The sequence below is a fragment of the Herbaspirillum sp. Sphag64 genome (assembly GCF_014192645.1).
In the GTDB taxonomy this organism is placed as follows: Bacteria; Pseudomonadota; Gammaproteobacteria; order Burkholderiales; family Burkholderiaceae_D; genus Herbaspirillum.
In genome coordinates this window covers 118,384-141,815 of record NZ_JACHYE010000010.1, presented here as the reverse complement: position 1 = coordinate 141,815, position 23,432 = coordinate 118,384, and the positions used below count along the sequence as shown (strand labels likewise).

The following is a 23,432-nucleotide window of genomic DNA, read 5'->3' as shown; positions in this document are numbered from 1 at the left end:
GATTTGCGGGTGTGAAATAATGCAAAAACCCGGACGAAAGACGGTCCGGGCTCACATAGGCAAAATGTGTCGAAATTATACGTGAAAGTACCGAAATATCCTTGATCCAAGGGCGACCAAGCGTTGTTTAAGCGGCGTTCCGCTGAACTCTTCCGACTTCTCCGTAATTCTCCATGACCACAAAAATTCTGATTCTCACCGCACTCGCCTCCGAACTCAACGCCAACCAGGCGCCACATGGCGTACAGGTCATCTATACCGGCGTGGGCAAGATCAATGCGGCCAGCACCACAACTGCGGCTATCTTGCAGCATCAACCTCAATTGATCATCAATTTCGGCACTGCGGGCAAAACCAACCCGGCACGCCATGGCCTGCTGGAGATTGCCGAAGTGATCCAGCGTGACATGCTGGCGATGCCGCTGGCGGCGCGCGGCGTCACTCCATTATCGGAGGAGCCGGCCAGTTATCACTCTGGCCATGGCGACGCGCGCTGCGGGACCGGTGACAGTTTTGTCACTGCGGTTGACGATTGGCTGGTGCAACAAGGTGTTGATGTTGTTGATATGGAACTGTTTGCCATCGCCCATGCCTGCCATCGCTATCACGTCCCATGGCGCGCCTTCAAATACATCACGGATGCGGCCGACGAAGAGGCCGCCGAGCATTGGAACGACAATGTGCACCGTGGTGCAGAATTGTTTTGGTCACAGTTGGCACAATTAGGCACGGACTGAGTAAGGATTCGAAGGCAATAGGGCTTTGCCTTTCGTACATGTCTTTCTCACTGCCTGGCTCACGTTGCATGAATCGGGCAGGATTGATCTGAAACGGTGAGCGGCAGATTAATGTTTGATCCAAACTCGTCGCTTGACTTGGCTAAGGTAAAAGTCCCAATCGGCATTGAGTAAGTTCACGAGGTCTCGATTAACCTTTGTCACTTTGCTGGCGTGATAACCAACGCCAAGCGCCCGAGCCAAAAACTCAAAGGCAAAGGGTGTTTCGGGAACTGACATGACCATTTCCAGCAAGGCGATGCCACGCTTGGGAATCGCCGGATCTTCGTAAATATCCTGTTGCCCTCTGCCGTAAAGTTTCAAGATATCTTCTGCCTGACTTTTTGCAGGCTGGTCTCTATCTTCTTTCCACGTGATCACGTTAGCGACTGAGGAAACAGCGAATCCAAGACTGCTCCACCTCATTGCACGCGTAGTATTTTCATTCATGCTTGCCAAGCTGCTTAATTTCACATTGTTTCTGATTTTCTCGGTGAATAGGTCATCCGCCGCACATGCAAGTAAATATCCCTGCTCGTTGAACAAACGAAAATCACTCTCTGCACGCCTTGATACTTTCTCGACATCAACCCTGTTCGCGCCAAGTGAGCTCTCAAGCTCCGTCTCCCAAGACTCTGGACTTGGCGGTGAATCAGATGATGGAGAACAATTGTTAGAATCAGGAATCATTCGGGTCTTTAATAAGGTGGTTGTAAACAAAACCGACTTTAGAATCCCGTCGCTATTGCCGCTTCCAAAAAACGCCTCTGGCGCAGACTCACCGGAATAGCCCCAAAGTGGTGAATTTCCCGAATTAGCGGAAAACGTGGTCAGCCAGCGTAAAGCCCTTGAGAAACTCGGCAACAGGTAAGCGCTTGCCACCCGGCTTTTGCAACTCGGTAATCTGTAGCACGCCACTGCCGCAGGCAACCTGAACACCATCCGCTGCATTGGCCACCAGTACCTTTCCAGGCAAGGCCGTAACGGTCTTGTTGAGCGCATGTGCTTGCCACAATTTGACCGTGACACCGTCAACTTGTGCGCTCGCACCAGGAAACGGATTGAATGCGCGAATCTTGCGTGACAGCACCTCAGCAGGCAGATTGAAATCCAGCGCGGCCTCCTCTTTCGCCACCTTGGCAGCGTAGTTGGCCCCTTCCTCTGGCTGTGGAGTGGCAGACAACTGGCCTCGCTCCAGTGTGAGCAACGCTTCCACAATCATCTTGCCGCCCAAGACTGCGAGTTTGTCGTGCAGGCTGGCGGTGGTGTCGCTTGGGGCAATTGGCAAGGCGTCCATGAGCAGCATGGGACCGGTATCCAGGCCCTCCTCCATCTGCATGATAGTGACACCGGTTTCACTATCACCGGCCTCGATAGATCGATGGATCGGTGCCGCACCGCGCCAGCGTGGCAGCAGGGATGCGTGGATGTTGATACATCCCAGACGGGGAATATCGAGCACGCTGCGCGGCAGAATCAGACCGTAGGCGGCTACAATCATGACATCGTGCGGCGTGCTGTGCAGCAGCGCATGTGCCTCGCTGGCGACTTCTGGATATTTGCCATCCAGACGCAGTGACACCGGCTGCGCGACAGGGGTCCCGTGCGCCAGCGCGCATTGCTTGACCGGTGAAGCTTGCAGCTGCATGCCGCGCCCCGCCGGGCGGTCTGGCTGCGTCAGAACCAAGGTGATTTCATGCCCGGCGTCATACAGTGCATTGAGTGCGACGGCCGCAAATTCAGGTGTTCCGGCATAGATGATTTTCATGGCTGCAAAGAAAAGAGAGTCAATAAATGGCGCCGCAATCAGTGCGCTCGTTTTTTGTGTGGCGCCTTGGAAAACGCAAAGTCATAGACGCAATTGGGCAGGCAGCGAAGCAACTTGGCAACGACACCCATTTGCCAGGGAATCACGCGATAGCTGCTCCCGCGGGCAATCGTAGCCAGCGCACGCACAGCAAATTTCTCGACCGGCATCAGGAAAGGCATGCGGTAGTGATTAATCTGCGTCATTGGCGTATCAATATAGCCAGGAGCAATTGTGACGACCTTGATACCGCTGCTACGCAGCTCCACCCGCAAGGATTCACAGTAGCTGATCACAGCCGCCTTGGAAGCACTGTAAGCACCAGCACCTGGCAAACCGCGTATGCCAGCGACGCTGCCGATACCGACCAGACGACATTGATCTGCATGAGGCTGTGATTTCATGGTCGCAAGAAAGGGAGCGAAGGTGGCAACGGTAGCACTCACATTGGTGGCAATAATCCGTTCAAAGATGGGTAAATCCTCGACATACTCGGTCAGTGTCCCCTGCGAAATACCAGCGTTGGCAATCACCACATCAGCGCCACCAGTCTCCGCAATGAACGCTTCTGCCGCCTTCCACAAGGCCGCATGATCAGTCACGTCAAGCGCAAATACATGATGCCGTTCAGGGTTGTGCAACGTGCTGCGCAATTGTTCTAGAACCTCGCGACGCCGCGCTACCAACCCAAGTACCGCCCCCTGGCGCGCATAGGCCCGTGCCAGTGCGGCACCGATTCCGCTGGATGCTCCGGTGATAAAGACACGTTGCATGCGCTCTCCCTCGCTGCTGAAAATGAAACGGTCCGTTCTCTGGCGAGCGACGGACCGTGTCGGATGCAATCAACCGATGATTGCTGGCTGCTGCTTATTTCTTTTTGGTGACTTTGTCTGCACCAGCTGCCTTCTCTGCAGCAACCTTGGCAACCAGATGATCCAGCACCTGCAACGTAGCAGCCTGCTGCATCGACTCCGGCTGACCGGCCATTGCGGCACCAGCGATCGCCGGAGAGGTGATGAAGCGACCATCTACAGCCAGAGTTGGCACGCCATCAATTTTGTAGGCTTCCTGCAGCTGCGCAGCACGACGCACCTTGGTCTGGATACTGAACGAATTGTAGATATCAAGGAATTTCTGCTTGTCGATCCCCTGCTTGTCGATATACGCAAGAATGGTCTTGTCGGTATCGATGCGTTGGCCGTCCACATGAATTGCCTGGAAAATCTTGGCATTCAATTCTGCTGTCTTGCCGAGGGCATCCAACGTATAGAAGAGTTTTTGCTGTGGGATGAACGAGTCACGGAAGGCCACGGGCACCTGCTTGAACACAATCTTGTCGCCCTGCTTCTTGACCCATGCTTCCAGTGCTGGATTAAAAGCAGCGCAATGCGGGCAGTTGTACCAGAAGAACTCGGTGATCTCGACCTTCTTGCCCGAGTCGGTCGGTTGAGCTTGCTCCAAGACACGGTAATCAGTACCGTTTTGTGGATTCGATGGCGAGGCAGAGGAGCTGACCGAAACAGCCAGCAGGCTCAGGCTGACAGCAGCCAGAGCAATACGAAACAAACGCATAGACTTTGATCCCTTCCGGATGAGGAAAATGGTGAACATCCCAGCCCGGACAGCGATCTGACTCAGCTTCAGGACGTCCACCGGACGACAGTAACGATTAATAACAATAATGCTTGATCACGATGAATAACTATTTCGGTATGCGGATGACTGCTGCATCGACGCCGTTATCTGACAGCTTGCTACGCATCCGGTTCACTGTTTCCGTTTGCCCGATCGGACCAATTCTCACCCGATACAGGTTGCCATTGTCGGAAGGGCGCTCGCTGACCTGCGCCTCAAAACCAAGCAAGGCCAGCTTGGCGCGTGCGCTCTCGGCATCAGCCTGCTCACGGAAGGCGCCGGTCTGCAGGAAATAGCTCCATTTGTCGTCTGACGACGAACTGCTGACACTATCCTTCGCGCCCTGATCCTTGCTGGCACTAGCTTGTTTGTCCTTGGCAGCACTGCCGGCATTGCTGGCATTATTGCTGTCGACAGCCTTGACTGGCGGAGTGACATCCGGCTTTTTCTGCTCAGCCACAGGCATGTCCTGCTGATTGCTAGCGCCATTGTCAGTACTTTTCGCCGGACTGCTGTCCTTGTTACCGTACAGTGGCTTATTGGGATCCGTCGTTTGGCCCGGCGACAATTCCGGACGATCCTGACGCGTGACCTTATTGACAAACGGAATCGGCGACTTGGTAATCATCAGCGCCACGACCACGGCAATGGTCAGACCGATGATCAGGCCCAGGACCAGACCAAGGAAGGTGCCACCGGCCTGCTTATGGATCTTGTTCAAGAGGGGATTGTGTCGTTTCAAGGCAATTTTCCTGTGCATTACATTCGGGACGGTGCGGAGACGCCAATCAGCGCCAGACCATTGCGCAATACCTGACGCGTTGCACTCATGAGTGCCAGACGCGACATTTTGGTGGCAACATCATCAACCAGCACGCGCTCGGCATTGTAGTAGCTGTGCAGTTCACCCGCCAGATCGCGCAGGTAGAAAGCGATCTGATGCGGCGCCAACTCTTGCATGGCATACGCCAGCGCTTCCGGATATTCTGCCAGCTTGGCCAGTAAACTGACTTCGCGTGGTGCTGTCAGCGGGCTCAGATCCTGCACCTGGTTGAGCGTAGCTTCGTTCCCACCCCACTGCGCCAGCACCGAGCAAATACGCGCATGGGCATACTGGACGTAGTAGACAGGGTTTTCGTCACTACGGGTCAGCGCCACATCGACGTCAAACACAAATTCGCTGTCCGCCTTGCGCGAAATCAGGAAGAACCGCACCGCATCACGGCCGCGCGTCAGGTCAACCGCGTCACCCTCGGCGGCATCGCCGTTGGACCACTCGATCAGATCACGCAACGTCACGTAAGAACCGGCGCGCTTGGAAATCTTGACCTCCTCGCCGTTCTTCATCACTGTGACCATCTTGTGCAGCACATAGTCTGGGTAACCCTGTGGAATCCCCACACCAGCGGCCTGCAAGCCGGCGCGTACACGTGCAATCGTGCCGTGGTGATCACTGCCCTGCACATTGATGACCTTGCCGAAGCCTCGTTGCCATTTGGTGATGTGATACGCGACATCCGGCACGAAGTAGGTATAGGTACCATCGGTTTTCTTCATGACGCGATCTTTGTCGTCGCCATAGTCCGTGGTCCGTAGCCAGAGTGCGCCATCTTGCTCATACGTTTTGCCGGCGGCGATCAATGCAGCAACGGCAGCGGCAACCTTGCCCTCGGTGTAGAGCGAGGATTCCAGATAGTAATTGTCGAACTTGACGCCAAAAGCCTGTAAATCGAGATCCTGCTCACGGCGCAGGTAAGCTACCGCAAAGCGCCGGATCGATTCGATATCCTCAACGTCACCGCTGGCTGTGGCGGGTTCACCATCGCTGGCGGCAACCGTCTTGCGATCAAGGAAGTCACGGGCAATATCGCCGATATAGTCGCCGTTATAGGCTGATTCAGGCCAGCCGGCATCACCGGGCTTGAAGCCTTTGGCGCGGGCTTGCACCGACGTTGCCAAAGTCGCGATCTGGACACCGGCATCGTTGTAGTAAAACTCACGGGTGACGTCAAAACCTTGCGATTGCAGCAATGCCGACATGGCGTCGCCAAGCGCGCCCTGACGACCGTGACCGACGTGCAATGGACCGGTTGGATTGGCCGAGACAAATTCCACCAAAACTTTCTTGCCGGCACCTGCCTGACTCTTGCCAAAATCGCCCCCCTCGGCCAGCACGGCCTTGACGACCGCCTGTTTCGCAGCCGCAGCCACGCGCAGATTGATGAATCCTGGACCGGCAATCTCGGCCGAGGAGATCAAGTCTTCCCGGCCGGGTTGCGCCAGTATGCCTTCTACCAGCGTCTGGGCTAGCTCACGAGGATTTTTCTTCAAGGGCTTGGCCAATTGCATGGCCAGGTTACAGGCAATGTCACCGTGCGATGGATCGCGCGGACGCTCCAGCGTAATCGTGGGCGTCAAATCAGTGCCAGTCAGCAGCGGCGCAATAGCGGCCTGCAGTAATTCGGAAATACGTTGTTTTTGTTGGGCAAGCATGGGGAGCAGTGTCTGAGATAAAGCAAACCAGATTATACCGGCTTGCTGGGCACAAACACTGCAACACCTGCTGCAGCGCGATGCAGTTTGCGAGCTTACGCTGGTTTAGTACTGCAAAAACGGGGGACTAGCCGATCAGCGAGGTCATCGGACGCTGTGCCAATCGATAAAGATGCAATATTTGCAATACACGACCGATCGATGTTCCTGCGAACAATCCGTAGACCATTGCCAGCAATAATGGCAGCGCCCCTGCCTGAAACAGCATCGGATGCATGACAGCAAGCACCCCGGCACTGTATTTAATGACAAAAATCGCCATCATCAACAGCAGTGGCAAGATACTGCCACGCAAGCGAACCCGACCAGCCTGGCTGACCTCCACCGTACGGGCAGTGCGCTGCCAGGCCAGTAACGCCGACAGCAAGGCGGCGCCGGCAGCCACACTCATGGCATCAATATTGTTCTCAAACAGGCTCAGCAAGCCGTGCAATGACAGCATCAGCATGATGACTGGAATGACAATCACCTTGCGCAGCGAGACATCACGATGAGCCAGCGCACTGATACCGCGCGAAAAAAGAAATACCAGCAAGACCCAAACCCATAACGGCGTATGCGAAATGATCGAAAGCAACATCATTGGCTCCTCCATGAAGATGGTCGCATGATGCGCCGGCGCCAATAACTTGCCCACTGCTTTGCGACGAAATGCAGGATAGAGGGTGCCAAATGCAGTTGCAACGCCTCAGATATCGACCGGATCCACTTCCAGCGACCACTTGACGCGTGTCCTGAGCGCACGCAGATGCGCCATCCACTCACGCAGGAAGGCCTGCAAGGCTGGCCGCGAAGCGCACTCCACCAGCAACTGTGCCCGCTCGACATTGGCCACCCGGGTCATCGTCATAGGAATGGGATCATTGATGGTAATGCCCGGATGCGCAAGACAAGTCGCCGCCTCCTGCAAAAATGCCAAGGCTGTCTCCAGCACGCTGGCCTCGGCCCGCAGCAAGGCCTGATAAAGGAAAGGTGGCAAGCCTGCCTGCTGACGCTCCTCCAGCAATTGCGCGGCAAATCCGTCGTAGTCGTGGCGCGCTACCGCTGCATACAGCGGATGATGCGGATAACGGCTCTGAATCAAGACTTCACTGGGGCTTCCACCTTCCTTTTGCCCTGCACGACCGGCGCGACCCGCGACCTGCATGAGTTGTGCAAACAAGCGTTCACTGGCGCGGTAGTCCTGTGAAAACAGGGCGGTATCCGGATTCATCACACCGACCAGCGTCAACCGTTTGAAATCGTGGCCTTTGGCGACCATCTGGGTGCCGATCAGAATATCCACTTCGCCCCGGTGTACGCTATCGAATGCATGCTGGGCACTACCCTTGAGCCGGGTCGAATCAGCATCAATACGCAGCACGCGGGCCTCCGGGAAGATCGCCTGCAACCCTTCTTCGACCCGCTGTGTACCGCGCCCCAGCGGTTGTAAATCAATGTTGCCGCAAGTCGGGCATGCTTTGGGAATATAGAGTTCCAGACTGCAATGGTGGCAACGCAGACGCCTCTCCGGTTTGTGCAACACCATGAACGAAGTGCAGCGCATGCAGTTGCTGATCCAGCCGCAGGCATCGCAATGTAGTACCGGCGCATAGCCTCGCCGGTTCAAAAACAGAAGCGACTGTTCACCGCGCTCCAGCCGTAACTTGAGTGCAGCGACCAGAGTGGAAGTCAGTCCATCGTTGGGGCGATCACGCTCCATGTCGATCATGCGCACGGCTGGCAGCACGGCATCACGCACTGCGCGCTCACGCAACTGCAGCTTGCGATAACGGCCACTTTGGGCATGCTGCCAGCTTTCCAGTGAAGGCGTAGCCGAACCCAGCACCACGGGAATACTCAGCTGATGCGCCCGCCACACAGCCAGATCGCGGGCCGAATAGCGCAACCCCTCCTGTTGCTTATAGGAAGGATCATGCTCTTCGTCAATCACAATCAGTTTCAGGTGCGGCATGGAGGACAAAATTGCCAGCCGGGTCCCCAACACGATGCGTGCACTACCCTGATGCGCCGCAATCCAGTTCAGGGTGCGCTCACCTTCTGCCAGACCGCTATGCAAACTGACCACCTGCACGCCGGGAAAACGCGTACGGATGTTCGACTCCAATTGCGGCGTCAGATTAATTTCCGGCACCAGCACCAGAATCTGCGCCACTTCGCCGAGCGCCTCATGGCGCGCCAGTATCCGCGCTGCCGCCTGTAGATAAACTTCGGTCTTACCACTACCGGTCACACCGTAGAGCAACATCGGTGCAAAACCCTGCGCCTCAGCAATGGCATTGGCTGCCTGCTCCTGTTCCGGCTTGAGCTGTGGCGTGTTGACCGGATTGCCATTGTGTTGAAGTGTCAACTTGGACAACTTCTTGAGGGCCCGGTCCAGCGCCGTCGTAGTCAGCGCGCGCAGGTTTCGCGGCAACCCGGGTAGCGCCACCTCCCCCATCGGTCGCTGGTAATAGTCCGCCGCGAAAGCGCACAAAGCCAGCCATTGGGAAGACAGCGGCCCCAGTTGGGAACGCACTGCAAGCACGTTCTTAAGTTTGTCCTGCGGCACTTCGCTGGTATCGCTCAGACCAACGATCACGCCAGCGACATCACGACGACCAAAAGGCACGATCACCAATTGACCTCTCTGTGGGAGCGCCTGCCCCGGCTCGCCCAGCCAACGATAATCGAAGGTCCTGTCAAGCGGGGTATCGAGAGCGATCTGAAGTATGCGTTGTTCCACGAACTTAATGTGATTCCTGAAAAGATGACCTAACTACCGGTTTCGTAACTACTTTTTGACCTATCCACAAAACCTGTGGATAACTTTGTGGGCAACTCTGACTTGACAGCGGGGAGAGCAGACTGGAAGCGGCTTCCAATAAATTGCTCAAATCAAAAGCAGAAATTTAACCCTTTAAAATCAATGACTTGAAAAAGCATCAGAAAGCACTGAAAAAAAAGTTTATTTTTTATTTTCGGTCTTTACAAAAATAAATATGTGCATAACTCGCTCTTGTCCGCACCGAAAATGCGCTGACTGAAAACAGAAGCACCACTTTCTGTCAATCAACATACCGAGAAAAATGACAATAAAACTTTTCTCTAAAGTTTCGACGTAATTCAAGTAAAGCTTGAAAAAATCACCTAAGTCGCGGTTTCGTAAGTGCTTTTTCAGCTATCCACAAAAGCTGTGGATAACTTTGTGGGCAAGTCCCTCTTGACAGGCTGGAAGCCGCCACTCCGTGCGGCTTTCGACAAATTGCACAAAACCCATGCACAAAAAATCACATTTAAAATCAATGACTTGCAAATCAGCGAGAGAAGATACATTCCGAATATGGATATAAATTATTCTGTTTTCAGACAGCCCTCGCTTTGTGCATAAGTAATGCCACTAACCATTAAGGAAGAGCGCGGTGACATTGATTTCTGCTGATTTTGGGGCATGACGTTCAGACGTGCCCCTTAAACGCGCATTTGTCGGCTGTACTGATGCACCACTTCCACCAGGGTACTGACTGCCTCTGGCGGCGTGAACTGGGAAATGCCGTGTCCGAGATTGAATACGTGACCTGCACCCGCCTCCGGTTTGCCAAATGAGGTCAGCAATTTGCGCACTTCCGCCTCAATTTGTTGCTTTCCAGCAAAAAGAACATTGGGATCGAGATTCCCCTGCAATGCCACCTTATTGCCAACACGAGCACGCGCTTGCCCCAGATTGACCGTCCAATCCAGACCAACAGCATCGGCACCAATATCTGCAATCTGCTCCAGCCAGAGTCCACCGCCTTTGGTGAAAACGATTGCAGGAATACGCTGACCGTCCTTTTCCCGCTGAAGCTGACTGACTACCTCGGCCATGTAACGCAGCGAGAACTCCTGATAAATTCCGTCAGCCAGTGCTCCGCCCCAGGTATCGAAAATCATGACCGCCTGTGCACCGGCATCGATCTGCGCATTCAGATAAGCAGCAACAGCTGCTGCGTTGGTTCGCAAAATATGATGCATCAGGTCCGGCCGGTCATACAGCATCGCCTTGACCGTACGAAAATCATCCGAACCACCGCCCTCAACCATGTAACAGGCCAAGGTCCAGGGACTGCCAGAAAAACCGATCAGTGGTACGCGTCCAGCCAGTTCGGTACGGATCTGCGTAACCGCATCGAAGACGTATTGCAAGCTACCTTCTGGTGGCACCTGCAGGGCCAGTACAGCCTGCTCATCCCGCAGCGGGCGCTCAAACTTCGGACCTTCTCCCTCGGCGAAGTACAACCCAAGCCCCATCGCATCGGGTACGGTCAGAATGTCTGAAAAAAGAATGGCTGCATCGAGCTCATACCTGTCCAGGGGTTGCAGCGTCACCTCGGTCGCAAAGTCGGGGTTCTTGGCCAAACCGAGGAACGAACCAGCACGGGCGCGGGTCGCACGATATTCAGGCAGATAGCGCCCCGCCTGGCGCATGAGCCACATTGGCGTGTAGTCGGTAGGCTGGCGTAACAAAGCACGCAGGAAAGTATCGTTCTGGAGCGGAGCAAATTGAGGCATGAGCAAATCGTGCAGTCAGGGAACAGTCGGGTTAGCCGCTTCGGCAAATGAGTATTATCGCATTCAAACATCCGCTTCCGGCATGCACTGACATCAGCGCCAACCAGATTAGATGCATCTGAATCCATCGAAGTAGAGCATTATCTGCTGCCCTCCCTTCAAACCCTATTGCGCCATATCAATAGTCAGTCATGGGCAGGCACATAACGACGTGATTGACGCTCACTCAAGCGCACCACACGACAAATAGCAAATTAGAGTTTGGCGCACTTCCAGGTTGGAATCCCTGTAGTTTGGCACAACCGGCAATCCAGGAATTTGCGCCGCGCACGAGGCCGAAACTAGGCTACTCGCCGATTGAGCAACATTTCTTCCCGAATAAACCAAATGCTCACATTGAATACGCTCGAAACGCTGGTTGCAGCATCACTGGTCTTGCTCACAGGACGCAAGCTGGTTACAACTTTATCTTTTCTCAAAACCTACAGTATTCCAGAGCCGGTCGCGGGCGGCCTAGTGGTCGCCATATTGTTGTTTGCCCTGAGTCATTTTTCATCGATGCAGATACGATTTGATAACACGCTACAGGCACCGTTGATGTTAAGTTTCTTTGCCACCATCGGTTTAAAGGCCAACCTTGCGAGCCTCCGGAAAGGCGGTCGGACACTGGCAATATTTTTGGGCGTCGTATTAGGCTTGCTGATGTTGCAAAACACGATCGGTATCAGTATGGCAAAGCTGATGGGTCTCGATCCACTGGTCGGATTGCTGGGCGGCTCGATCTCTCTATCTGGCGGACACGGCACAGGCGCAGCATGGGGTCGTGTATTTGCAGAACGTCATGGCCTGCCGGCAGCGACTGAAATAGCAATCGCCTGCGCTACATTCGGTTTGATTGCGGGCGGCTTGATTGGCGGACCGGTCGCAGGATTTCTGGTCAAACGCCTTGCAACGTCCCCTCCCACCACTTCACATAGCGATGGCGATGGCTTTGCACAACCCAAAGCAGTACAACTGATTACCGCATCGGCGATGATCGAGGCACTTGCCCTGATCGCCATCAGCTTATCGGTCGGACAAGTGATTGCTGATCAATTGACTGGAACGCCGGTGGAACTGCCTACCTTTGTCTGCGTCCTGTTTGTCGGTGTGATCATCAGCAACGCGCTATCGCTCATGGTCGGCTACAAGATTTTTGCACGTGCAATTGACGTGCTGGGCAACGTCAGCTTGTCCCTGTTTCTTGCCATGGCACTGATGAGTCTGCGCCTGGGTGAGCTGGCATCGATTGCCTTGCCTGTCTTGTTGATCCTGGCGGTGCAAACAATCGTCATGGCCTTATATGCCATTCTGGTGACTTTTCGTGTCATGGGATCAAATTACGATGCGGCGGTACTTGCTGCTGGTCATTGTGGCTTTGCGCTGGGGGCGACCCCTACCGCCATTGCGAACATGCAGGCGGTCTCCGAACGCTTCGGCGTATCCGCGACTGCATTTCTGGTCGTGCCGATGGTAAGTGCCTTCTTCATCGACATCGCTAACGCGCTTGTGATTAAATTATTCCTCGCTTTACCCCTGTATGGCTGAGAATGCCTCCGTCACTGTCTTTGTGTTACCGACGTACATTCCAGTTACCCGCTCCCCCTAGGTACAAGAGAGGAATAATGAAGAAAATCTTATTGGCAATGACCTTGCTGTGCGCCATATTGCTGGGCCAGTCAGCGCATGCTCAAAGCAGACTGGATAATATTTTCAAAAATGGAAATCTGCGGGTCTGTATGACCGGAGACTACAAACCATTCACTTACTTGAAGACAGATGGCAGCTTTGAGGGAATGGACGTCGATCTGGCGCAGGCACTGGCGACGGCCATGGGTGTGCAACTGCAATTGGTCAAGACGACCTGGAGCGCGCTGATGAGTGATTTCCAGGCGAAATGCGACATCGCCATGGGTGGTGTCTCAGTCAGTCTGGAACGGCTGAAACAGGCATCCTTTGCAGCCCCGCACATGGTTGACGGCAAGGCTGCCATCGCCCGCTGTAGCGATGTCGAGCGCTTTCAATCACTCACCATGATTGATCAGCCAACGACCCGCGCCATCGTCAACCCCGGGGGGACCAATGAGCGTTTTGCCCGGGCCAATTTCAAGTTGGCGAATCTGACTGTCTATCCGGACAATGTAACGATCTTCCAACAGATCATCGACGGCAAAGCCGACATCATGGTCACGGATGCCAGTGAAACCTTGTGGCAGTCCAAACAGCATCCACAATTATGCTCAATCCACCCTGATCATCCATTGCAGTTTTCGGAAAAGGCAATCATGCTGCCGCGCGGCGATGTGATCTTCAAGGAATATATCGATACCTGGATGCATACGTTCAAATCAACCGGCGACTACGACAAGCTGTTCAATAAATGGCTGCACTAAGGACTGCACGGCCAAGACAACTCTGCATCAACCGCGTAAAACAGAGCTGTCCATGATCGCATCAGCAAGTTGCTTGGCCCATTGATAGACGCCCTCAGCCGACGGATGATAGCCGTCGGCTGCCATCCATTCCGGACTGGCAATCGGCATCATGGGCACGTAGATGGTCTCCTTGCGGCAGCTTGCAATTTGCTTTGTCACCATGTTCAGAGCTGCTGCCTTCAAACCAAGCACATGGCGCAATGGCTGCGGCAATGCTGGAAACGCCTGTAGAGGCGGAACTCCGCAGACAATCGTCAGAACGGGATGCCAGCGCTGAATACACAAGTTCAGCAAGTCTTCCAGATCCTTGCGATAGCGCTGCACACGATGGAACGCCGTGCTGTCATTCACACCGAAAGCGATCAATAACACATGCACCGGCCGGCTGATATCGTCCGCTGAGTGTTTGATCTCTAGTGATAACAGTGCATCGATCGTCTCACGGACTGTCGCACCATTTTGACCAAACGCACGCCACGCTACCGGGCGCTGCGTGGACACCGCAAGTGCATCAGCTAGTTGGCCAGTGATGGATTCCTCCTGATGCTGCACACCGACACCGGCCACCGGAGACTCTCCGATGGCCAGTACTTCCAGCGGTGTAGATACGACAGATAAACTGACATGCGGATAAATCACGCCATAGGGATTCCCGCTTGCCGGCGGCATCCTTGGTGTTCGCTGGCGGGTACGCTTTCCCTGCACCCTCAACCAAGGCCACAACAGCAGAGCCAACAGTTCAGGCAGCCAGGCAAGGAAGCTCATTTGATCCGAATACCTGTCAACTCAGGCTTGGCAGGAGGATAACTGAGCTGCATGGCTTGCAGTGTTTCCAGCACGATCGTGGCAACGGTCAGATTACGATGCGTTTTCGAATTGGCCGGGATGATGTACCACGGTGCATGCGCCGTATTGGTGGCCTCAATCGCAGCATGATAGGCTTGCCGGTAGCTGTCCCAGCGCTCCCGCTCCTTGATATCCTGGTCATCGAACTTCCAGTGCTTCACAGGATCATCCACGCGCTCCTGCAAACGCTCGCGTTGAGTCTCCTTCGAGATATGCAGAAAGAATTTGATCACGACCGTGCCCGTCTCAGTAAGCAGCCGTTCAAAGTCATTGATCTGTGCGTAGCGACGCTGACATTCCACACCATCGATCCAGTCATGGACACGTGAAATCAGGACATCTTCATAGTGACTGCGATTGAAGACGACCAGTTCGCCCTGTCGCGGCACCTGCTGATGAATCCGCCACAGATAGTCGTGCTGCAGTTCCTGCTGGCTGGGTGACTTGAAGCTGATCACGCGCATGCCCTGCGGATTGACCTTGCCGAAAACACTGCTGACGGTACCATCCTTGCCACTGGTATCCATCCCCTGCAACACCACCAGCAGCTTGCGACGATTCGCGGCAAACAAGATGGCCTGCTGCTCGCCAATTTTCTCGGCAAGTCTGAGTATCTCTACTTTGTCGACCAGCTTGTCTCCACTTGAGAGCGGTTTGACAGCGGCGCTCTCATCGTTGAGCTCCAGCTTTTTAGGCGCGAGAAACTGTTCGCTGGTGTGCATGGGCAGGATCCTGTTCTTTGAAAGTTCTGGCGACGTCACCACAAAACAGCGTGGCTATTCCCGAGTGCATGTTCGACCTTGATGCAACGATCCATGATGACAATCAGACCAGCTTCACGCGCCACCGCTGCGGCCTCTTCATTGATAATGCCCTGCTGCATCCAGACTGCAGTCGCAGCGATCGAAATGGCCTCGTCGACTACGGGTGGAATATCTTGCGCGCGACGGAAGCAATTAACGATATCGATTTTGTCACCGCTGGCAGCAAGCATCTGTGCGGCCTCTGTCAGGCTAGCAAAGCAGATTTCATTGAGTATCTTCTGCCCAGCATATTGCGGATTAACCGCGACTATTCGATAGCCTTGTCGCTGCATGTAAGCGCTGACATCGTGACTAGGGCGATCAGGCCGCTTGGAAATACCAACTACAGCGATCACAGGTTTGCGTATGCCTTTGCGATCCGAACTATGTGCCATGTTGGCGTTCCTTTTTCAACACTCAATCAACTTCATGCCCAAGACAAAATACAGAGCGATCAAAGCAAACAAGATAATTCAACAAGAACGATGCAGCAAATAAAAAAGGCAGCCTACGCTGCCTTTTTCATCTCAACATCTGCACGTTGGGTACTGCAAATCCATCTGCAGTTCCAACAAGCGATCAACGCTTTTGACGCAGTTTCTGGATCGCCGCCAATTGCGCAACAGCAGTTGCCAGTTCTGCTTGTGCTGCAGCGTAATCGATGGCGGAATCACGATTGTTCAGTGCTTCTTCGGCCAGTTTCTTGGCTTCAGTTGCCTTGGCTTCATCGAGATCAGCACCACGGATAGCTGTGTCAGCCAACACGGTCACTGCATCCGGTTGCACTTCCAGCAAACCACCAGCGACGAAAACAAACTCGTCCTGCGCCTGGCCTGGCACCTTGATACGCACGGCGCCCGGCTTGATACGCGTGATCAAGGGAGTGTGACGAGGATAGATCCCCAACTCACCCGCTTCACCAGGCAACGCGACGAATTCTGCTTCACCGGAGAAGATTGCTTCTTCGGCGGAGACCACGTCAACGTGAATTGTATTTGCCATATCGTTTCCTATCCGCTCGGCAATCCCGAGACTTGTTCAGACCGGGACTGCTTTGCGAGAATCAAGAGGATCTTAGTTGATCTTCTTGGCTTTTTCGATTGCTTCTTCGATCGTGCCAACCATGTAGAACGCTTGTTCTGGCAGGTGATCGAGTTCGCCGCTAGCGATCATCTTGAAGCCCTTGATCGTGTCTTTCAGCGAGACGTACTTACCTGGCGAGCCGGTAAACACTTCAGCAACGTGGAATGGTTGCGACAGGAAACGTTGCATCTTACGTGCACGTGCAACGATCAACTTGTCTTCTGGAGCCAGTTCGTCCATGCCCAGAATCGCGATGATGTCGCGCAATTCCTTGTAGCGTTGCAGGGTACCTTGAACTGCGCGCGCTGTTTCGTAGTGTTCCTGCCCCACAACTTGTGGATCCAGCTGACGCGATGTCGAGTCCAGTGGATCAACTGCAGGATAGATACCCAGCGAAGCGATATCACGCGACAGAACGACGGTCGAATCCAAGTGAGCAAACGTAGTTGCTGGCGATGGATCGGTCAAGTCATCGGCTGGAACGTAGACGGCCTGGATCGAGGTAATCGAACCAGTCTTGGTCGAAGTAATACGCTCTTGCAGACGGCCCATTTCTTCAGCCAGTGTCGGTTGGTAACCCACAGCCGAAGGCATACGACCCAGCAGCGCGGATACTTCGGTACCGGCCAGTGTGTAACGGTAGATGTTGTCGACGAAGAACAGGACGTCCTTGCCTTCATCACGGAAACCTTCAGCGATGGTCAGACCGGTCAACGCGACACGCAGACGGTTGCCTGGTGGCTCATTCATCTGACCGTAGACCATGGCGACCTTGGAGTTTTCCGGGTTTTCCAGATCCACAACTTTGGCATCAGCCATTTCGTGATAAAAGTCGTTACCTTCACGGGTACGCTCACCAACACCGGCAAACACGGACAAACCGCTGTGTGCCTTGGCGATGTTGTTGATCAGTTCCATCATGTTCACGGTCTTGCCCACACCTGCACCGCCGAACAAACCGACTTTACCACCCTTGGCGAACGGGCAAACCAGGTCAATCACTTTGATACCGGTTTCCAGCAGTTCTTGCGATGGCGACAGCTCGTCGTAGGCTGGAGCCTTACGGTGAATCGTTGCAGTTTGCTCGTGGCTCACCGGACCGCATTCATCGATCGGGTTACCCAGCACGTCCATGATACGGCCCAGTGTTGCCTTGCCGACTGGCACGGAAATACCCTTGCCAGTATTCTTGATTGTCATACCACGACGCAGACCATCCGAAGTACCCAGTGCAATGGTACGAACAACGCCATCACCCAGCTGTTGTTGCACTTCCAGCGTCAGTTCCGAGCCTTCCATCTTCAAGGCGTCGTAAATCTTAGGCATCGCGTCACGGGGAAACTCCACGTCCACCACAGCGCCGATACACTGAACGATTTTGCCATCAGCCATTTTCGTTCCTTCAATATATAAAATTAAAACTTGTTACGCATCTCTGCATGAAGTCTTTAGACCGCTGCCGCACCGGCGACGATTTCGGACAGTTCCTTGGTAATCGCGGCCTGACGAGTCTTGTTGTAGACCAACTTCAACTCGCCGATCACGTTACCGGCGTTATCGCTTGCTGCCTTCATCGCCACCATACGGGCCGACTGCTCGGACGCCATATTTTCGGCCACGGCCTGATAGATCAGGGCTTCCACGTAACGCACGAGCAACTCATCGACGACGCTCTGAACATCAGGTTCGTAGATATAGTCCCACGAGTGCGCACCTTCATCTGCCACCAGCTTGTCGCTCGACAACGGCAACAATTGTTGCAGCGTCGGCTCTTGCTTCATCGTGTTGATGAACTTGGTGTAGACCAGATAAACCGCATCCAGCTTACCTTCTTGGTAGGCATCGAGCAGCACCTTGACAGGGCCGATCAGCTTATCCAGATGTGGTGTATCACCGAGTTGGGTGACGTGCGCCACAACCTTGGCACCGACACGGTTCAGGAAACCAAAACCCTTGTTGCCGATCGCGACAGCTTCCACTGCATTGCCTTGCGCTTCCAGTTCACGAATCTTGGCAGTGGCCAGGCGCAAGGAGTTGGTATTCATACCGCCGCACAAACCCTTGTCGGTTGTGACGACGATGAAACCCACCTTCTTGGCGCTATCCTGCTTGACCATGAATGGATGCGTGTACTCCGGATTGGCGCGCGACAGATTGGAAGCGATATTACGAATCTTGTCACTGTAGGGACGTGCCGCATGCATCCGGTCCTGCGCCTTGCGCATTTTGGATGCAGCGACCATTTCCATCGCCTTGGTGATCTTCTTCGTATTTTCTACGCTCTTGATCTTGCCGCGTATCTCTTTACCTGTAGCCATGAGATTGACTCCTTATAGCTTCAGTTGAGATTAGTATGCGCCGGATTTTTTGAAGTCCGCAATCGCAGCAGCCAATGCCGCTTCAGCTTCTTTATCCAGTTGCTTGGTGTCTTCGATCTTTTGCAGCAGTGCAGCGTGGCTGGTCTTCAGGAAGCTGTGAACACCAGCTTCGAATGCCAATACCTTCTTCACTTCGACGTCATCCAGGTAGCCCTTGTTGACCGCAAACAGAGTCACGGCCATCAGCGAAATCGACAGCGGCGCGTACTGTGCCTGCTTCAGCAATTCGGTAACGCGTGCACCACGGTCGAGCTGCTTGCGGGTTGCTTCGTCCAGATCGGAAGCAAACTGTGCAAACGCCGCCAGTTCACGATACTGTGCCAGGTCGGTACGAATACCACCGGACAGGCTCTTGATGACCTTGGTTTGCGCAGCACCACCAACGCGCGACACCGAGATACCGGCGTTGATCGCAGGACGGATACCAGCGTTGAACAGCGAAGTTTCCAGGAAAATCTGACCGTCGGTAATCGAAATCACGTTGGTTGGAACGAAAGCAGAAACGTCACCAGCCTGGGTTTCAATGATTGGCAATGCAGTCAGCGAACCAGTCTTACCCTTGACCTCACCGTTGGTGAATTTCTCAACGTAATCCGGGTTCACGCGTGCAGCGCGCTCCAGCAGACGGCTGTGCAGGTAGAACACGTCGCCAGGATACGCTTCACGGCCTGGTGGACGACGCAGCAACAGCGAAACCTGACGGTACGCAACAGCTTGCTTGGACAGATCATCATAGACGATCAGTGCATCTTGACCACGGTCACGGAAGTATTCGCCCATGGCGCAACCGGAGTAGGCCGACACATATTGCATCGCTGCCGATTCCGAAGCCGAAGCTGCAACGACGATGGTGTATTCCATCGCGCCGTGCGTTTCGAGTGCGCGCACGATGTTCTTGATCGACGAAGCCTTTTGGCCGATCGCGACATAGATACATGTGACGTTTTGGCCCTTTTGATTGATGATTGCATCAATCGCTACAGCGGTCTTACCGGTTTGACGGTCACCAATGATCAGCTCACGTTGACCGCGGCCGACAGGGACCATTGCGTCGATCGACTTGATACCGGTTTGCAGTGGCTCGGACACCGATTGACGTGCAATAACGCCTGGCGCGATCTTTTCGATCGGCGCTGTCAGCTTGGCGTTGACAGGACCCTTGCCATCGATAGGCTGACCCAGTGCATTGACCACACGGCCACGCAATTCAGGACCGATTGGCACTTCCAGAATACGACCAGTGCACTTGACAGTGTCACCTTCGGAAATGTGTTCGTATTCGCCCAGAATAACTGCACCAACCGAATCACGCTCCAGGTTCAGTGCCAGACCAAAGGTATTGCCAGGGAATTCCAGCATCTCACCTTGCATCACGTCAGACAGACCATGGATACGGCAGATACCGTCGGACACGGAAATTACCGTGCCTTGATTACGAATCTCAGCGGTATCGCCAAGGCCTTGAATCCGGCTCTTGATCAGCTCGCTGATTTCAGATGCGTTGAGTTGCATACTAACTCCTAAAAATTTTTCTTTCGCTTAAGCTCACGCTTGGGCTCTGCGCTATTACGCAGCCAGAGCGACATGTAACTGCTGCAGCTTGGCACGTACCGAGGTATCGAACACTTCGTCACCGACCACCACGCGTACGCCGCCGATCAGGGCTTCATCCACCTTCACGGAAGGAGTCAGCTTGCGACCGAATTTCTTTTCCAGTGTCGCCACCAGGTCTTTGAGCTGCGCATCAGTCAACGCAAAAGCGCTGGTGATTTCCGCATCGGCAGCACCTTCCTGTGCGTTTTTAAGCACATGGAACTGGGCAGCGATTTCGGGCAACAGCGTCAGCCTGCCGTTGTCTACCAGCGTGTTGACGAAGTTTTGCGCCTCGACACTCAGTGGCGTCTTCAGAACCGACACAAAGGTGGCAGCAACCTGCTGATCCGACAATGCCGGATTCTGCGCAAGCGCCTTCACATCCGGATGAGCTGCAGCTTGCGCCATCTCAGAAACGAGATCGGACCAAGCCGACAAACTGCCGGCTTTGGCCACACGAAACAGCGCTTCAGCGTAAGGGCGAGCAATCGTTGCGAGTTCGGCCATATTACAGCTCTGTCTTCAGTTGGTTCAGCAAGTCAGCATGTGCTGCTGCATTGACTTCACGCTTGAGAATCTGCTCGGCACCTTTGACAGCCAGAGTTGCAACTTCGCCACGCAAGTCTTCACGTGCCTTGGTTACTTGCTGCTCGGCTTCTGCCTTGGCGTTGGCGATGATGCGTGCAGCCTCTTCCGAAGCGGTCTTCTTGGCCTCTTCGATGATCAGCTGTGCGCGTTTTTCAGCGTCACCAATACGTTTTTGACCTTCGTCGCGTGCGCCAGCCAGTTCAGCCTGTACGCGCTTTTCGGCGGCAGCCAGATCAGCCTTGCCGCGATCTGCAGCAGCCAATCCATCCGCAATCTTCTTCGCGCGCTCGTCGAGCGCCTTGATCAACGGCGGCCATACGAATTTCATCGTAAAAGCCGCGAGGATGAAGAAGACCACGAACTGCGCAAACAATGTTGCATTTAAGTTCACGGTAATTTCCTTCTCAGAATAACGTGTGCCGAATCAATAATCCGGCAAAAATGAGAATCGGCTAAGCCGTCTGAATTACTTCGCGATGAACGGATTTGCAAATGCGAACAACATAGCGATACCAACGCCGATCAGGAACGCTGCATCGATCAGACCTGCCAACAGGAACATCTTGGTTTGCAGTGTGTTCATCAGTTCTGGCTGACGTGCAGATGCTTCGAGGTACTTACCGCCCATGATTGCGATACCGATACAAGCACCGATAGCACCCAGGCCAATGATCAAACCGCAAGCCAAAGCAACGAAAGAGACATCAGTCATGACAATTCCTTAGAAAGTTAAAGTTAATACAAAAATCAAAAAACAAACGCTAAAACGGTACAACTGCCGAATTAATGCGCTTCATGCGCCTGGCCGATATACACCAGTGTCAACATCATGAAAATGAATGCTTGCAGCAACACAATCAGGATGTGGAAAATTGCCCAGATGGAACCTGCGATGACGTGGCCAACAAAACCAAACGCCGTCGCTGCCGAACCCAGCAATGCGATGAGCAGGAACAGCAGTTCGCCAGCATACATGTTACCGAACAACCGCATGCCCAACGACACGGTCTTGGCCGCAAATTCAATGATATTGAGCAGCAGGTTGAATGGTGCCAGCCAGATGCCGAAAGGTGCAGCGAACAATTCGTGAATGAAGCCACCCAGACCCTTGATCTTGACGCTATAGAACAACATCAATGCCAATACGCCCAAAGCAATGCCAAGCGTACCGTTGAGGTCAGCCGTTGGCACGATACGGTGGTGCATTTCTTCCATGCCAAACACGCGCAGAATGCCCGACACCAAGTCCACAGGCAGGAAGTCCAGCGAGTTCATCAGCGCGACCCAGACAAACACGGTCAATGCCAGCGGTGCGATGAAACTACGATCGCCGTGAACGATGGCTTTGGACTGGTCCTCCACCATTTCAACAATCATTTCAACAAAGGCTTGAAAACGGCCAGGAACACCCGACGTAGCCTTACGGGCTGCAAGGTACATTAAAAAACAGCCAACCACGCCACAAAATACCGACCAGAAGATGGTATCGAGGTTGAACACCGAGAAATCAACAATCTTGGTTTGGTGCTGCGAAGAAAAGTGGCCCAGATGGTGGACGATGTATTCCGAAGGAGTAGGTGCGTGCGCAGCAGCGGTCATGGTCGATGTCTAAACAGTAAAATTAAATAACTTTTAAGCACCACGATGAAGCTCAACATAAATGCGAGCCAGTTAACACCGTGATACAACCAAACAACTGCGCCCATGAGCGCAAGAGTCGTAGCAATCTTGATAGATTCCCCGAAGAAAAACGTCATCGGGTTAGCCCCACCGGGCTTGCGAGCACTGGTATAAAGACGCCAGGCAAAGAAACCATTGGGAACGACACAACAAAGCCCCCCCAACAGCGCCGACCATAGCGCGGATACGCCGCCCAACAAACCAGCTGTGCATGCAGCGACGACCATGGCCACAAGCTGCATTAGGATGATACGCAGCATATATATCCAATATCGTGCAGGCCGCACTCAATATGAGCAGACGGCGGTTTAGAAGCCCGGCGATTATAATTGTTAAGGACTGTATTCGTCAAACGCTTAACGCGCGATCACGGCCTTATATCGGCAAGTTGCATGCTAAATGTGTGCTTTAGCCGACACGCCAAAATGGGGCGAACAGCGACGCCCCTCCCTCGTCCCATTACCTATGAACAACGCAAGCAAAAGCGTTACCACAGCACATTTGCTGACAATACACTGACCAAATCAAATTGATCATCAGTATAACAACACGAGCCACAAGTATCGAATGGACACTTGCCATAGTGAAAAGCGCTCGCTGCCTGCTATCGATAAGTAAATCAGAACGGAGAAGCAGGTACAAAGCAACCCAACCGATCAATGAGATGGCATATTATTTGCTAAAAT

24 protein-coding genes are annotated in these 23,432 nt (G+C 53.8%); 3 read left to right on the top strand and 21 right to left on the bottom strand.

The window, feature by feature from the left end:
• Window positions 1-173: 173 nt before the first annotated feature.
• The gene (locus FHW66_RS15900) at window positions 174-737 is read left to right on the top strand and encodes a 5'-methylthioadenosine nucleosidase (protein WP_183380797.1); all 564 of its coding nucleotides are present in this window, start codon (window positions 174-176) and stop codon (window positions 735-737) included.
• A 108-nt stretch (window positions 738-845) separates the two neighbouring features.
• On the opposite strand, the gene FHW66_RS15895 is transcribed toward FHW66_RS15900, so the two are convergent.
• From FHW66_RS15895 to hemE, 9 genes are all read right to left on the bottom strand, one after another.
• A complete protein-coding gene (locus FHW66_RS15895) occupies window positions 846-1,466 on the bottom strand; it encodes a hypothetical protein (RefSeq protein ID WP_183380796.1) in 621 nt (206 codons plus the stop codon).
• A gap of 124 nt (window positions 1,467-1,590) precedes the next feature.
• Window positions 1,591-2,544: a methionyl-tRNA formyltransferase gene (gene fmt / locus FHW66_RS15890; protein ID WP_183380795.1), complete on the bottom strand. Its 954-nt coding sequence runs from the start codon at window positions 2,542-2,544 to the stop codon at window positions 1,591-1,593.
• Window positions 2,545-2,582: 38 nt separating this feature from the next.
• Window positions 2,583-3,356 (bottom strand): SDR family oxidoreductase, encoded by a 774-nt coding sequence (locus FHW66_RS15885; protein ID WP_183380794.1) that lies wholly within the window; start codon window positions 3,354-3,356, stop codon window positions 2,583-2,585.
• 94 nt (window positions 3,357-3,450) lie between these two features.
• Window positions 3,451-4,155, bottom strand: coding sequence for a thiol:disulfide interchange protein DsbA/DsbL (locus FHW66_RS15880; RefSeq protein WP_183380793.1), 705 nt, complete (start codon window positions 4,153-4,155; stop codon window positions 3,451-3,453).
• Window positions 4,156-4,285: 130 nt separating this feature from the next.
• Window positions 4,286-4,978, bottom strand: coding sequence for an SPOR domain-containing protein (locus tag FHW66_RS15875; protein WP_183380792.1), 693 nt, complete (start codon window positions 4,976-4,978; stop codon window positions 4,286-4,288).
• Window positions 4,978-6,711, bottom strand: coding sequence for an arginine--tRNA ligase (gene argS, locus FHW66_RS15870; RefSeq protein ID WP_183380791.1), 1,734 nt, complete (start codon window positions 6,709-6,711; stop codon window positions 4,978-4,980). The genes FHW66_RS15875 and argS overlap by 1 nt, the downstream gene beginning before the upstream one ends.
• Before the next feature lie 127 nt (window positions 6,712-6,838).
• The gene (locus FHW66_RS15865; protein ID WP_370543480.1) at window positions 6,839-7,366 is read right to left on the bottom strand and encodes a DUF6622 family protein; all 528 of its coding nucleotides are present in this window, start codon (window positions 7,364-7,366) and stop codon (window positions 6,839-6,841) included.
• Window positions 7,367-7,459: 93 nt separating this feature from the next.
• Window positions 7,460-9,496 (bottom strand): primosomal protein N', encoded by a 2,037-nt coding sequence (locus FHW66_RS15860; protein WP_183380789.1) that lies wholly within the window; start codon window positions 9,494-9,496, stop codon window positions 7,460-7,462.
• A 725-nt stretch (window positions 9,497-10,221) separates the two neighbouring features.
• Window positions 10,222-11,301 (bottom strand): uroporphyrinogen decarboxylase, encoded by a 1,080-nt coding sequence (gene hemE, locus FHW66_RS15855; RefSeq protein ID WP_183380788.1) that lies wholly within the window; start codon window positions 11,299-11,301, stop codon window positions 10,222-10,224.
• 387 nt (window positions 11,302-11,688) lie between these two features.
• On the opposite strand from hemE, the gene gltS reads away from it, so the two are divergent.
• Together gltS and FHW66_RS15845 are read left to right on the top strand one after the other, a co-directional pair.
• Window positions 11,689-12,888: a sodium/glutamate symporter gene (gene gltS / locus FHW66_RS15850; RefSeq protein ID WP_183380787.1), complete on the top strand. Its 1,200-nt coding sequence runs from the start codon at window positions 11,689-11,691 to the stop codon at window positions 12,886-12,888.
• A 77-nt stretch (window positions 12,889-12,965) separates the two neighbouring features.
• Window positions 12,966-13,733, top strand: a complete 768-nt coding sequence (locus FHW66_RS15845) for a transporter substrate-binding domain-containing protein (protein ID WP_183380786.1) — start codon at window positions 12,966-12,968, stop codon at window positions 13,731-13,733.
• A 27-nt stretch (window positions 13,734-13,760) separates the two neighbouring features.
• Here the strand turns inward: FHW66_RS15845 and FHW66_RS15840 are convergent, their stop codons facing one another.
• The 12 genes from FHW66_RS15840 to FHW66_RS15785 all read right to left on the bottom strand — a co-directional run bounded on the left by FHW66_RS15840 (window position 13,761) and on the right by FHW66_RS15785 (window position 23,006).
• On the bottom strand, window positions 13,761-14,540 hold the full coding sequence (locus tag FHW66_RS15840) for an SGNH/GDSL hydrolase family protein (protein ID WP_183380785.1): 780 nt from the start codon (window positions 14,538-14,540) through the stop codon (window positions 13,761-13,763).
• On the bottom strand, window positions 14,537-15,343 hold the full coding sequence (locus FHW66_RS15835) for a PPK2 family polyphosphate kinase (RefSeq protein ID WP_183380784.1): 807 nt from the start codon (window positions 15,341-15,343) through the stop codon (window positions 14,537-14,539). The genes FHW66_RS15840 and FHW66_RS15835 overlap by 4 nt, the downstream gene beginning before the upstream one ends.
• A gap of 35 nt (window positions 15,344-15,378) precedes the next feature.
• Window positions 15,379-15,819, bottom strand: coding sequence for a CoA-binding protein (locus FHW66_RS15830; RefSeq protein ID WP_183380783.1), 441 nt, complete (start codon window positions 15,817-15,819; stop codon window positions 15,379-15,381).
• 184 nt (window positions 15,820-16,003) lie between these two features.
• Window positions 16,004-16,426, bottom strand: a complete 423-nt coding sequence (locus tag FHW66_RS15825) for a F0F1 ATP synthase subunit epsilon (protein ID WP_183380782.1) — start codon at window positions 16,424-16,426, stop codon at window positions 16,004-16,006.
• 72 nt (window positions 16,427-16,498) lie between these two features.
• Window positions 16,499-17,899: a F0F1 ATP synthase subunit beta gene (atpD, locus tag FHW66_RS15820; protein WP_183380781.1), complete on the bottom strand. Its 1,401-nt coding sequence runs from the start codon at window positions 17,897-17,899 to the stop codon at window positions 16,499-16,501.
• Between the two features lie 56 nt (window positions 17,900-17,955).
• Window positions 17,956-18,825, bottom strand: a complete 870-nt coding sequence (gene atpG / locus FHW66_RS15815; RefSeq protein ID WP_183380780.1) for a F0F1 ATP synthase subunit gamma — start codon at window positions 18,823-18,825, stop codon at window positions 17,956-17,958.
• A 30-nt stretch (window positions 18,826-18,855) separates the two neighbouring features.
• Window positions 18,856-20,397 carry a F0F1 ATP synthase subunit alpha gene (atpA, locus tag FHW66_RS15810; RefSeq protein ID WP_183380779.1) on the bottom strand — a complete coding sequence of 514 codons (1,542 nt, stop codon included), beginning with the start codon at window positions 20,395-20,397 and terminating at the stop codon, window positions 18,856-18,858.
• A 54-nt stretch (window positions 20,398-20,451) separates the two neighbouring features.
• Window positions 20,452-20,985 carry a F0F1 ATP synthase subunit delta gene (locus FHW66_RS15805; RefSeq protein ID WP_183380778.1) on the bottom strand — a complete coding sequence of 178 codons (534 nt, stop codon included), beginning with the start codon at window positions 20,983-20,985 and terminating at the stop codon, window positions 20,452-20,454.
• Between the two features lies 1 nt (window position 20,986).
• The gene (locus FHW66_RS15800; protein WP_183380777.1) at window positions 20,987-21,457 is read right to left on the bottom strand and encodes a F0F1 ATP synthase subunit B; all 471 of its coding nucleotides are present in this window, start codon (window positions 21,455-21,457) and stop codon (window positions 20,987-20,989) included.
• 75 nt (window positions 21,458-21,532) lie between these two features.
• Complete coding sequence (atpE, locus tag FHW66_RS15795; RefSeq protein WP_006461334.1) at window positions 21,533-21,778, bottom strand: F0F1 ATP synthase subunit C; 246 nt, start codon at window positions 21,776-21,778, stop codon at window positions 21,533-21,535.
• Between the two features lie 71 nt (window positions 21,779-21,849).
• The gene (gene atpB, locus FHW66_RS15790; protein WP_183380776.1) at window positions 21,850-22,665 is read right to left on the bottom strand and encodes a F0F1 ATP synthase subunit A; all 816 of its coding nucleotides are present in this window, start codon (window positions 22,663-22,665) and stop codon (window positions 21,850-21,852) included.
• The gene (locus FHW66_RS15785; protein WP_183380775.1) at window positions 22,662-23,006 is read right to left on the bottom strand and encodes an ATP synthase subunit I; all 345 of its coding nucleotides are present in this window, start codon (window positions 23,004-23,006) and stop codon (window positions 22,662-22,664) included. The genes atpB and FHW66_RS15785 overlap by 4 nt, the downstream gene beginning before the upstream one ends.
• Window positions 23,007-23,432: the final 426 nt, after the last annotated feature.

Excerpts from the sequence above, each read along its gene's own strand:
- hemE (WP_183380788.1), bottom strand. The coding sequence starts at position 11,301 with ATGCCTCAATTTGCTCCGCTCCAGAACGATACTTTCCTGCGTGCTTTG.
- FHW66_RS15875 (WP_183380792.1), bottom strand. The coding sequence starts at position 4,978 with ATGCACAGGAAAATTGCCTTGAAACGACACAATCCCCTCTTGAACAAG.
- FHW66_RS15880 (WP_183380793.1), bottom strand. The coding sequence starts at position 4,155 with ATGCGTTTGTTTCGTATTGCTCTGGCTGCTGTCAGCCTGAGCCTGCTG.
- atpG (WP_183380780.1), bottom strand. The coding sequence starts at position 18,825 with ATGGCTACAGGTAAAGAGATACGCGGCAAGATCAAGAGCGTAGAAAAT.
- atpA (WP_183380779.1), bottom strand. The coding sequence starts at position 20,397 with ATGCAACTCAACGCATCTGAAATCAGCGAGCTGATCAAGAGCCGGATT.
- FHW66_RS15885 (WP_183380794.1), bottom strand. The coding sequence starts at position 3,356 with ATGCAACGTGTCTTTATCACCGGAGCATCCAGCGGAATCGGTGCCGCA.
- FHW66_RS15845 (WP_183380786.1), top strand. The coding sequence starts at position 12,966 with ATGAAGAAAATCTTATTGGCAATGACCTTGCTGTGCGCCATATTGCTG.
- FHW66_RS15900 (WP_183380797.1), top strand. The coding sequence starts at position 174 with ATGACCACAAAAATTCTGATTCTCACCGCACTCGCCTCCGAACTCAAC.
- FHW66_RS15785 (WP_183380775.1), bottom strand. The coding sequence starts at position 23,006 with ATGCTGCGTATCATCCTAATGCAGCTTGTGGCCATGGTCGTCGCTGCA.
- fmt (WP_183380795.1), bottom strand. The coding sequence starts at position 2,544 with ATGAAAATCATCTATGCCGGAACACCTGAATTTGCGGCCGTCGCACTC.
- FHW66_RS15835 (WP_183380784.1), bottom strand. The coding sequence starts at position 15,343 with ATGCACACCAGCGAACAGTTTCTCGCGCCTAAAAAGCTGGAGCTCAAC.
- argS (WP_183380791.1), bottom strand. The coding sequence starts at position 6,711 with ATGCTTGCCCAACAAAAACAACGTATTTCCGAATTACTGCAGGCCGCT.
- FHW66_RS15830 (WP_183380783.1), bottom strand. The coding sequence starts at position 15,819 with ATGGCACATAGTTCGGATCGCAAAGGCATACGCAAACCTGTGATCGCT.
- atpB (WP_183380776.1), bottom strand. The coding sequence starts at position 22,665 with ATGACCGCTGCTGCGCACGCACCTACTCCTTCGGAATACATCGTCCAC.
- FHW66_RS15805 (WP_183380778.1), bottom strand. The coding sequence starts at position 20,985 with ATGGCCGAACTCGCAACGATTGCTCGCCCTTACGCTGAAGCGCTGTTT.
- FHW66_RS15825 (WP_183380782.1), bottom strand. The coding sequence starts at position 16,426 with ATGGCAAATACAATTCACGTTGACGTGGTCTCCGCCGAAGAAGCAATC.
- FHW66_RS15865 (WP_370543480.1), bottom strand. The coding sequence starts at position 7,366 with ATGGAGGAGCCAATGATGTTGCTTTCGATCATTTCGCATACGCCGTTA.
- gltS (WP_183380787.1), top strand. The coding sequence starts at position 11,689 with ATGCTCACATTGAATACGCTCGAAACGCTGGTTGCAGCATCACTGGTC.
- FHW66_RS15895 (WP_183380796.1), bottom strand. The coding sequence starts at position 1,466 with ATGATTCCTGATTCTAACAATTGTTCTCCATCATCTGATTCACCGCCA.
- atpE (WP_006461334.1), bottom strand. The coding sequence starts at position 21,778 with ATGACTGATGTCTCTTTCGTTGCTTTGGCTTGCGGTTTGATCATTGGC.
- FHW66_RS15840 (WP_183380785.1), bottom strand. The coding sequence starts at position 14,540 with ATGAGCTTCCTTGCCTGGCTGCCTGAACTGTTGGCTCTGCTGTTGTGG.
- atpD (WP_183380781.1), bottom strand. The coding sequence starts at position 17,899 with ATGGCTGATGGCAAAATCGTTCAGTGTATCGGCGCTGTGGTGGACGTG.